Origin of the sequence: Stenotrophomonas sp. S41, assembly GCF_016624625.1 — a bacterium.
Lineage (GTDB): Bacteria > Pseudomonadota > Gammaproteobacteria > Xanthomonadales > Xanthomonadaceae > Stenotrophomonas.
This window is the reverse complement of sequence record NZ_JACVTV010000041.1, coordinates 22,402-32,653: the sequence shown is the minus strand read 5'-3', so window position 1 is coordinate 32,653 and position 10,252 is coordinate 22,402. Positions and strand designations below refer to the sequence as shown.

Below are 10,252 nucleotides of genomic sequence, written 5' to 3'. Positions count from 1 at the left end.
CCCCCCCCCCCCCCCCCCCCCCCCCCCCCCCCCCCCCGACTCTACAAAAGCAGTCGAGCATGGCTCGACTCTACAAGGGCAGCCGAGCAGGCTCGACGTTACTTCGCGTTCTTCACGTAGGTGTCGAACCAGTTCAGCATTTCCGACACCAGCTGCTCGTTCGATTCCAGCGCGGTGTACCAGTGCGGTTCGTTCGGCAGCATCACCAGGCGGGTGGTACCGCCGTTGCCACGGATGGCCTGGTACAGCTTGCGCGACTGGAACGGCTCGGTACCCGGGTTGGCATCGTCTTCGCCGTGGACCAGCAGCAGCGGCAGCTTGATCTTGTCGGCGTAGAAGAACGGCGAGGCCTTCAGGTACACGTCCTGCGCCTGCCACACCGAGCGACGCTCGTTCTGGAAGCCGAACGGGGTGAACGTCTTGTTGTACGAACCGCTGGTCGCCACGCCGGCCTTGAACAGGTTGGTGTGGGCGATCAGGTTGGCGGTCATCAGGCCGCCGTGGCTGTGGCCGGTGACACCGATGCGGTTGCGGTCGACCACGCCCATGTCCACGGCCTTGTCCACCGCCGCCTTGGCGTCGGCTTCCAGCTGCTCCAGGTAGGTGTCATAGGCGGTCTTCGGGTCGCCGACGATCGGGAACGAGGCGTTGTCGATGATCGCGTAGCCGGCCAGCAGCATCAGGCGGTACGGCTGCAGGCGGGTGAAGGTCTGCTGCGAACCGGACACCTGGCCGGCCTGGGCGGCGTTGGCGAAGTCGGCCGGGTACGCGTACAGGATCGCCGGCACGCGCTGGCCTTCCTTGTAGCCCGGCGGGGTGTACAGGGTGAAGGACAGATCCACGCCGTCGGCGCGCTTGTAGGTCACCAGCTGCTTCTTGATCTGGCGCACTTCCGGGGTCGGGTCGACCAGCTTGGTCAGCGCGGTGGCGGTGGATGCGAACTGCGCCTCGCCGTCCTTTGCTGCGGCAACCGCCTCGCCCTGCTGGCGCACGAACGCGTTCGGCGCGTCCATCACCGACTGGTGCCAGGTCAGGTAACGGCCCGGGGTGTTGCTGAAACCAAGGAACTGCTCGTAGGCATCGGCATCGCTGCGGAACAGGCGCTCGCTCTTCAGCGAACCCAGGTCCAGGCGGTCGAGGAACGGACGATCGCCCTGCGGCGAAGCGCCCTGCCCGCGCAGGAACACGAAATTGCCTTCCTGGCGCACGACTGCGGCGCCGTTGGGCAGACGCTTGAACACCAGGTTGCCCGGGTCGCCGTACAGCTCATCGCTGGACATGTCCCACAGCAGGCGGCCTTCCTTCTTCGGCTGGTCGACATCGACGATGCGGGTCTGCACCCAGTGGCGGTTCTCGTCGTTCTCGAACATGAAGGACACGGCCGGATCCGCCGACCAGGCCAGGCCTTCGAAACGCTGTGCGGTGCGGGCGATCTCCACCGGCTTGCCGTTGAACGGGGCCTTCAGCATCAGCACGCGATCACGGTGCGGCACGCTCACCTTCCAGTCGCCCTTGTCCAGCGCTTCGGCATAGACCAGGGTAGCCGGATCGGTGGAGCGCCAGTCGAAACCACGCGGGCCTTCCGGCACGCCATGCACGGGCACGCGGTCGGCCAGCGGCAGGCTGGCGATGGCGGTGATCTTGCCACTGGCGATGTCCAGCACCGCAACGTCGTTGGCGAAGCGCTGGTAGGTCACCGCGTGCGAGAACGGCGGCTTGATCGATTCGGTCAGCACGTGCACGCCATCGGGCGCGGCGCTGACATCGTTGAAGATGGCGGCGCTGCCGACTGGGCGGACCTTGCCACTGGTGGTGTCGACCACGGCCAGCTGCGAGGCGCCGTAGTAGGCGAACAGCTTCTCATCATGCGCGCTGGTCAGCGTGTCGCGGGCTTCGTAGGTGCTGCTTTCGCCGCTGCTGCCCAGCGATTCCTGCGCGTCCGGGCCGGTCGGCACGCCGCCGTCGGACGGGGCTGCGCCCTGGTTGGCCGGCACCAGCTTCACCAGCAGGTTCTGGCTGCCACCCAGCCACTGCACGGTGCTGCCGAAGATCGGATTGAGCTGCACGCCCGGCACCTGCTTGACCTGGCCGGTGGCTGCATCGCCCACCCACAGCTGCACGCTGGTATCGACCGCGTTCTGGAACGCGAAGTGGCTGCCATCGGCCGACCACAGGGCCCCACCGGCGCAGCCCTGCGGCAGGTCGACCTTGGTGGTCTTGCCGCTGGCGATTTCCACCACGCTGAAATCGGCCACGCAGGCCGGAATGCCGTAGCCACCGGGGGTGTCATGGCGGCTGCGGTTCTTCGGCTCCAGGCGCACGCCGGCCAGCTTCAGGTAGGGCTGGGCCACGCGGGCGATGGACGGATAGGTCTGCGCGGTGGTCAGCAGCAGGCGCTGCCCGCTCGGATCGACGTTCGGTGCCGGCGGCGGCGGAGCCTTCAGCACCTTGAGCAGGTGCTCCGGCGGCTTTGCGTAGTCGGCAAGCGCCGGGCCAGCGGCCAACAGGCCGACGGTGGCAACGGCAATGGCCGCTGCCAGAGAGGTGCGATGGATGAGCATCCTTGATCCCCTGGGGTGTGATTGGGCACCCGCCAGACAGCGGGCATCGGCCGAATCTAGCACCCCGGGGTGGGTTGTGAATGGGCCGGAAGGACTAGTGGCCGGATGCTGCAAACCCCACCGGCCCTTGCCTTACTGCTGCGCGTGGAGGTCCCACGTGGTCAGGTAATCGGGGTCGACCACGATCTCGCCGCCCGACCGCAGCCGGTACTCACCCGGTTCCGCGGGCCGATACTGGTCGAGCATCGGCGGCAGGTAACGTTCATGGCCATCGGCCTCGTCGGCCAGCACCACGCCTTCCTCGGCACTGATGCGCAGCACCGTGCCCGAATACTGCTGCTGGTCCCGCATCTGGCCATCGCCGCCGTAGCGGGTAATGCCCACCAGCACCACTTTGCCGATCATCTGCTCGGCCTTGGCATCGTCCAGGGTCGGCAGCAGGGAATTGGATTCGTCATTCATGGGTGCACCTCCAAAGCCTGCAAGAACATCGTGGAAACGCTTGAAGGATGGCAGCTCTCGTACACCACGGCCATCCTGGCCGGTTCATGCTCCCCGGGGATGAATGCTGCCATCGCCAGAGGCAGTGTGAAGTGAAGATGGCGCACAATGCCGTGCCCGCCGCGCTGTCAGACAGTGGCCGTTACGTTTGGCGACTGCCTGCCCTATGGATGCCGACCTGCTCATTCATCCTGGCGCCCTGGGCGCTCCCGACGCGCTCGCCGCCGAAGGTGATTCACTGCAGAAGCGCCCGTGAAGCCCAATCGAAGCTGCGCTCATGCAGTGCGAAGTAGCTCGTCGGCAGGGTGATCGACAGGCATGCCAGGCCGGACTGCAGCGCCGTCGGACTGCACGGCCGCAGACCATCGAAACGCGTTGCATGCAGGCGCTCCGTCGGCGTATAGGTCAGCGCGTAGTCGTAGTCGCAGGTGCCGCCGAACGTCGAAGCGGTATGAAACATCAGCGGCTGCTGCAGGCGCAGCGACACCTCCCGCAGCCACGCGCGGAACGCATCGGGCGCATCCAGGCCGCGCATGTCCATCTGCGTCATGTACGCCTGGAGCTGCGCGCCAACGGCGGCATCGACCGGCGCTGCCCCGGCGTCTGGCCGCAGCCCGTCCCAATGCACCGCCCCCGGCATACGCCCGGATTGGAATCCTTGCGGACTGCCTACGCCGCGAAGCACCAGAAGGCCCTGCTCGCCAACGCTGTGACGATGCTCATCCCCCCGTGCATCGCGGGATGCCACGGGGTCCTTCACCAGGTAGGAGATGTGTGCGAACGGCGATCCTGCTGCCCAGGCTACGGCCCGTTCCGTCGCGGCCAGATAGATTTCGTCCACACCCCACGCCATCGCAATGCTCCATTCCGTTGACATCCACCCGCTCGCGTACCGTGCGCGGGTGGCCAAGGTAAACTGCGCACAACCCATCCATCAACGCCCGCCGTGCGAACCGTCCACGCCCTCCGTTACATCACCCCGCTCCGCGAAGGGGGTTCCCTGCCCGCCGTGGTCGAGACCGACGACGACGGCATGGCCGTGCTCAAGTTCCGTGGCGCCGGCCAGGGTCCGAAAGCGTTGATCGCCGAGCTGATCGCCGGCGAAATGGCCCGCTCGGTCGGCCTGCCGATTCCGGAAATCCTGTTCGTGGAGCTGGACAGCGAATTCGCCCGCACCGAACCGGACCCGGAAATCCAGGACCTGATCCGTGCCAGCGAGGGCCTGAACCTGGGCCTGGATTACCTGCCCGGCGCGATCAACTACGATCCTGCCGCGATGCCGGTGGATGCCGACCTGGCCTCGCGCCTGGTCTGGTTCGATGCGTTCACCAGCAATGTCGATCGCACCACGCGCAACCCCAACCTGATGGTCTGGCACCGCAAGCTGTACCTGATCGACCACGGTGCGGCGATGTACTTCCATCACGACTGGGCCAACGCCGGCGACGCCTGCGAAAAGCCCTTCGTGCTGATCCGCGACCACGTGCTGCTGCCATTTGCCAGCCGCATTGCCGAAGTGGATGCCGAGCTGGCCGCGCGCCTGCCCGATGCGGAAATCGAGCGCATCGTCGGCCTGGTGCCGGACAGCTGGCTGGTGGACGAACCGGCCTTCGACAGCCCGCAGGCCTACCGCCAGGGTTATATCAACTACCTCAAGCACCGCCTGAAGGTGCGTGCGGTGTTCGTGCAGGAGGCCGTCCGTGCCCACGCTGCACACGTATGACTATGCGGTCATCCGCGTGGTACCGCGGGTGGAACGCGAAGAGTTCATCAACGTCGGGGTGATCGTCTCCTGCCCCGGCGCACGCCATCTGGAAGCAGCCATCGAGATCGACGCAGCACGCCTGCAGGCGTTCGCGCCGGCGCTCGATCTGGAAGCGCTGCAGCCGTGGCTGGATGCCATCGTGGCGATCTGCCGCGGTGATGCCAATGCCGGCCCGATCGCGCAGCTGCCCGCGCGTGCACGCTTCCATTTCCTTACGGCCAAGCGCAGTTCGATCGTGCAGATGTCGAGCACGCACGTCGGCCGCACGGCCGACCCGGCCGGTGTGGTCGAGCACCTGATGACGAGGATGGTGCGGGTGCCGCGCTGAGGCGGCACCTTGTATCAACGTCCGGCGCGTGTCCGCCGCCATGCGATGAACGCACAGCTTCCGGCGGCGGCGATGAACAGCCATCCCGCTGCCATCTGACCGTGCAGGTAGCCCTGCGCGTACGCCACGCTGGAGCCACTGGCATCGATCGGCGGAATGCCATTGAGGAGCACGTGCACGCCGCGCAGCAGGAACGCCACGCCGCCGACCAGACACATCAGGGAAACGAATCGGTTCATGGCCCGATTCTGGTTTGCCAGCCGGTGCAGCGTCAACACGCCTGTCCTGCGATCAGGGCCACTTACAGCGGCAACCGCCGCGCGATGTAATTGACCACATTGCCCACCGCATCCGGATCAACGTTGGCCAGGCCGATGACCACGTAGCCCTGCTCGGGCAACACCACGATGGCGCTGTTCGACCCCGGCGCCCCACCCTCGTGCCCGAACTGGCGCTGGCTGCCCTGCCCCTGCACGACGAAGCCGTAGCCATACCAGCCCTTGTGGTTCTGCGCGGTGGTGGCCTGCTTCAGCAGCGCCGGCGATACCAGCTTGCCGCTACGCAGGGCCTCGCAGAACTTCAGCATGTCTGCGGCGGTGCTGTAACCGCCACCGGCCGACATGCCGCGCCAGGGCAGTGTCTTCGTTTCGCGCACCCAGTTCCCGTCCTTCCTGGTGTAGGCGACAGCACGCTGAGCAACGTCCACCTTTTCCGGCTCGAAGCCCGTGGCCATCATTCCTGCCGGGCGCAGGATGTGCGCGTCCACGTAGTCGTAGTACGACTGCCCGGAAACGGCCTCGATGATGCGGCCAAGCACAATGAAGCCGTAGTTGGAGTAGGCGTCCTGGCTGCCGGACGTGAACTGCGGCGCATCCTTGGCGAAGCGCTGCACGTAGTCATCCAGCGTCTTCAACGAGGCCGAGTACTGGTCGAAATCATCGCCGAAGAAATCACCCAGGCCACTGGTGTGGGTCAGCAGCTGGCGCACGGTCACGGTATCGGCGACGGCCTTGTTCGGATAGTCCGGCAGGTGCTTGCCGATCGTATCGTCCAGGCTCACTTTTCCGGCCTGCACCAGCTGCAGGACGGCCACCGAGGTGAACATCTTGTTGGACGAGGCCAGCCGGAACTGCGTCTGCGCGTCGACCGCCTTGTTCGTGCTGCGGTCGGCCAGGCCACCATGCCAGTCCAGCAGCACGCGCCCGTTCTGCGCCACCAGCACCGTACCGGACAGCGCGTCCTGAGCGGCCAAGGCGTCCAGCTTTGCGCGGGCGTCGGCCATCAGCTCCGGCAACGCGACGCGTGCGGGCTGGAACTTTCCCGGCGTGGGCGTACCTTCCAGATGGAAGCGCTTCAGATGTTCCGGATGGGCCGGGTCCATTTCCGCGGTCACCAGCATCGCACGCTCGGTCTGCTGCGCCAGCACCAGCAGCTTCACCTGCAGTGGCGTGCTCTCACGCACCTCCAGCAGCTTCAGCGGGCCGGTCGACTCGCGGAACTCCAGATAGTCCTGCGGAGTGCTGCCGTCCTTCTTGGCGTAACGCTCAGCGAAGGCCTGCAACTGCTCCAGGCTGCCGGCATTGAACGCTGCCAGCCAGTCATCAGCCGCACGTCGGGCCTCAGGAGCGGGCGGCGCAGCGTGCGCGGCGCCCATGCACAACAGCATCAACAAGGCCCAGAGCAATGGGCGGGCGGAAAGACAGCGCACGAACATGGCGATTCCTTCGCAGACGAGGCGTGCGGCCATCCTATCCCAACGCTGGCGCGTGCCGAGTGGGTAGAGTCGACCGTTGGTCGACTACCGCGCAAAGCGCGGGGTTCTGGCCTGGTCGCAACGTGCAGTCGACCAACGTTCGACTCTACCCTGGGGCGGTGTCATCCAGCGGCCAGCGGCACCATCCATGGGGGTACTCGCCCAGCCGGGTTGCCAATCCTGCCCTTATGGGATTGGCCAGGATGTAGCGCGCATGCTTTCGCAGTGATTCCTCACTGCGGATCGCATGGTCGAAGTAGCCCGCCTGCCAGAGGGCCCCGGCGCTTCCGCGATGTTGGTTGATGAGCAAACCGCTGCGTGACTTGAAGCGCTGCACGCAGTAGCCGAGTGAATTTTCGCGTAGCTGGGCAAGCCAATGCAGGTGGTCGGGCATGACCACCCACGCAAGCGACGCGGTCAGGCCTTGTTGGTCCATTGCCTCCAACACGTGCATGGCGATGCCGGCGTTGGTTGGATCTTCGAAGATGAGACGACGATTTCTGCAGATCATCGTGATGGCGTATACGTTGCCGATGAGGGAGCGGCGGCCGATGAGGAGTTGTGGACTGGGCATGTGGTTGAACATGCCCATCTTGGTTCCGTCTTGGCATCGGCGTGACGCCAGTCAGCCCATAGGGATATGACCCGACGCCGACTGGGTAGAGTCGACCGTTGGTCGACTCCCGCGCGAGGCGCGGGGTTTTAGTTGGGACGCGAAAGGCAGTCGACCAACGGTCGACTCTACCCCGTCACTTCGGCAACGCGTACGCCATCACGTAATCGCCCTTCGGCGTTTCCATGAAGTGGTGCCCGGCCGCGACGATCACCACGTACTGGCGGCCGTCCTGTTCGTACACCATCGGGTTGGCCTGGCCACCGGCCGGCAGCTTGACGTGCCACAGCTCCTTGCCGGACTTCAGATCGATCGCACGCAGCAGGTCGTCGGTGGCGGCGGCGATGAAGATCAGGCCGCTGGCAGTCACCACCGCGCCACCATTGTTGGGCGTACCAATCTCGATCGGCAGGCCGGAGCGGATGCCGAACGGGCCATTGCCGCGGGCGCTGCCGAACGGACGATCCCACAGCAGCTTGCCGGTGCGCAGATCGACCGCGCGGATGCCACCGTAGGGCGGCTGCTTGCACAGCAGGCCGGTGAACGGCAGGCGCCAGCCAGCATTGACGTCGATGGCGTACGGCGTACCGACCTGCGGGTCACCCGCACCCTCGGCACCACCCTTGTCGGTGCGGATATCTTCGCGCGGCAGCCAGCCCTTGCGGTCAGCTTCGGCGCGCGGCACCAGCCGGTTGTAGTTGGGCATGTCGTTGTAGTTGGCCACGATCACGCCGCGACGCGTATCGATGGCCACGCTGCCCCAGTCCGAACCACCGTTGTAGCCGGGGTATTCAATCGAATGATGATCTGCGCTCGGCGGCGTGTAGAAACCCTCGTAATGCGCTTTGCGGAACTGGATGCGGCACACCAGCTGATCAATCGGGGTGATGCCCCACATGTCCTGCTCGGTCAGATCGTGTTCGCGGCGCAGCGTGTGGTACAGCGAGAACAGCTGGGTGGGCGAACGCTGCTCCGGCTCGGCACCACCACCGGGCACCTTGCGCTCTTCGGCCGGGGTCAGCAGCTGGCCGGTGCGGCGGTCGAGGATGTACATGTCGCCCTGCTTGGTCGGCAGCAGGATGGCCGGCACCTTGCCCTGCGCGGTCGGGTAGTCGATCAGGCTCGCCTGCGAGCCCATGTCGTAGTCCCAGACATCCTTGCGCACGGCCTGGAAATGCCAGGCCGGCTTGCCGGTGGTCACGTCGATGGCCACCAGCGAGGTCGCGTACTTGTTCTGGTTCTCGGTGCGCGAGCCGCTCCAGTAATCGCCCGCGGAATTACCCATCGGCAGGTAGACCAGGCCCAGCTTTTCATCGCCGGTGGCGGTGGTCCACATGTTCGGCGTACCGCGCGTGTATTCCTTGCCCTGCGCCGGCAGGCCGGTCAGTTCCGGCTGGTCCATGTCCCAGGCCCAGCGCAGCTTGCCGGTCACTGCGTCATAGGCCTGGATGACGCCCGAGGGTGCATCGCGGCGCTGGCCGTCCAGCACCTGGTGGCCGGTGACGATGACGCCGCGCACGATGGCCGGCGGCGAGGTGATGGAGACGTAGCCCGGCGGCGTCTTGCCCATGCCCAGGGTGATGTCGACCTGCCCGTTGTTGCCGAAGTTGGCGCACGGCTTTCCGCTGTCCGCGTCCACCGCGATGATGCGGCCGTCCAGGGTGCCTTCGATGATGCGCGCGGTGCAGGCCGGGCGGTTGCCGGGCACGCTGGCCGCGCCGGGGGTCGGCGGCGGCGCCGGCAGTGCCAGATCGGCGGCCGCGTCAGCGAGCGCGGCATCGACCACGGCGGCGCCACTGGGCTGCTCGTAATAGGACACGCCGCGGCACGCTGCGGTATAGGGAATCGAAGCGTCTTTCACCTTCGGATTGAAGCGCCAGATTTCCTTGCCGGTACTGGCATCGAGCGCGATCAGCTGGTTGCGCGCGGTGCACAGGTACAGGCGGTTGCCGATCTTGAGCGGCGTGGTTTCCGCGCCCCAGCGGTTTTCCGGCAGGTCGCCGGTGCGGAACTGCCAGGCCGGTTGCAGCGTGGCCACGTTGTCCGGGGTGATCTGCTGCAGCGGCGAGAACCGCGTCGCGGCGTTGTTGCGGCCCCACGCGGCCCAGTCACCGTCGGCCGGTCGGTCGGAGGGCTGCAGGCCCGTGGTGTCCTCGGTGGGATCGATGCCGGTCGACGCAGCCGCGTCGGGGAACGGCTGGTCGCCGCGCACTTCGCCATGCGGCACGAAGGCCAGCGCGAAGGCCGCCACGAAGACCAGCATCAACACCGCCGCAACACCACGCGATGCGCGACGCGGGAAAGGCTGCTGCAGCGTCGGTGCCAGCAGCGCCATCACGATCGCCAGCGCGGTCACCAGGCCCAGCCGTGGCACCCAGCGCCAGTAGGTGCTGCCCGATTCCCACCATGTCCACAGCAGGGTGCCGACGAAGATGAGCGCGAACAGCAGCGCGGCGCTGCGGCGGTTGCCCCACAGCAGCACGCCGCTGACCAGCATGGCGATGCCGGCGATGGCGTAGTACCAGGAACCGCCCAGCGTGAGCAGCCAGACGCCCAGGCCGCCGATGACCGCGCCGAGCAGGATCAGCAGCAGGGAGAGAACGGTGGCCACCGGGTGCCGGCGACGCGGCGGGAGGGTCTGGCCATCGGGAGGAACAGCAGCGGGGGCGGCAGGCATTTCAGGCTCCAGGGCGCGACCGGGTAGTCGGTTGGACGGGGGGTTCCACTGCGG

Annotated in this window: 9 protein-coding genes; 2 read left to right on the top strand and 7 right to left on the bottom strand. The window is 66.5% G+C overall.

Annotation, left to right across the window (positions count from 1 at the left end; translation table 11 throughout):
* Window positions 1-98: 98 nt before the first annotated feature.
* The 3 genes from IAE56_RS10765 to IAE56_RS10755 form a co-directional block, all read right to left on the bottom strand.
* Window positions 99-2,561, bottom strand: a complete 2,463-nt coding sequence (locus IAE56_RS10765) for a prolyl oligopeptidase family serine peptidase (protein ID WP_200752541.1) — start codon at window positions 2,559-2,561, stop codon at window positions 99-101.
* 132 nt (window positions 2,562-2,693) lie between these two features.
* On the bottom strand, window positions 2,694-3,023 hold the full coding sequence (locus IAE56_RS10760; RefSeq protein WP_200752540.1) for a hypothetical protein: 330 nt from the start codon (window positions 3,021-3,023) through the stop codon (window positions 2,694-2,696).
* A 274-nt stretch (window positions 3,024-3,297) separates the two neighbouring features.
* Window positions 3,298-3,903, bottom strand: a complete 606-nt coding sequence (locus IAE56_RS10755; RefSeq protein ID WP_200752539.1) for a hypothetical protein — start codon at window positions 3,901-3,903, stop codon at window positions 3,298-3,300.
* 105 nt (window positions 3,904-4,008) lie between these two features.
* On the opposite strand from IAE56_RS10755, the gene IAE56_RS10750 reads away from it, so the two are divergent.
* A complete protein-coding gene (locus tag IAE56_RS10750) occupies window positions 4,009-4,785 on the top strand; it encodes a HipA family kinase (protein ID WP_108769241.1) in 777 nt (258 codons plus the stop codon).
* Complete coding sequence (locus IAE56_RS10745; protein ID WP_200752538.1) at window positions 4,763-5,155, top strand: DUF3037 domain-containing protein; 393 nt, start codon at window positions 4,763-4,765, stop codon at window positions 5,153-5,155. The genes IAE56_RS10750 and IAE56_RS10745 overlap by 23 nt, the downstream gene beginning before the upstream one ends.
* A 14-nt stretch (window positions 5,156-5,169) precedes the next feature.
* Here the strand turns inward: IAE56_RS10745 and IAE56_RS10740 are convergent, their stop codons facing one another.
* From IAE56_RS10740 to IAE56_RS10725, 4 genes are all read right to left on the bottom strand, one after another.
* Window positions 5,170-5,433 (bottom strand): hypothetical protein, encoded by a 264-nt coding sequence (locus IAE56_RS10740; protein ID WP_200752537.1) that lies wholly within the window; start codon window positions 5,431-5,433, stop codon window positions 5,170-5,172.
* Window positions 5,434-5,456: 23 nt separating this feature from the next.
* Window positions 5,457-6,809 carry a serine hydrolase domain-containing protein gene (locus IAE56_RS10735; RefSeq protein ID WP_234456014.1) on the bottom strand — a complete coding sequence of 451 codons (1,353 nt, stop codon included), beginning with the start codon at window positions 6,807-6,809 and terminating at the stop codon, window positions 5,457-5,459.
* Between the two features lie 205 nt (window positions 6,810-7,014).
* Window positions 7,015-7,482 carry a transposase gene (locus IAE56_RS10730; RefSeq protein WP_108770709.1) on the bottom strand — a complete coding sequence of 156 codons (468 nt, stop codon included), beginning with the start codon at window positions 7,480-7,482 and terminating at the stop codon, window positions 7,015-7,017.
* 175 nt (window positions 7,483-7,657) lie between these two features.
* Window positions 7,658-10,198 carry a membrane-bound PQQ-dependent dehydrogenase, glucose/quinate/shikimate family gene (locus tag IAE56_RS10725; protein ID WP_200752535.1) on the bottom strand — a complete coding sequence of 847 codons (2,541 nt, stop codon included), beginning with the start codon at window positions 10,196-10,198 and terminating at the stop codon, window positions 7,658-7,660.
* Window positions 10,199-10,252: the final 54 nt, after the last annotated feature.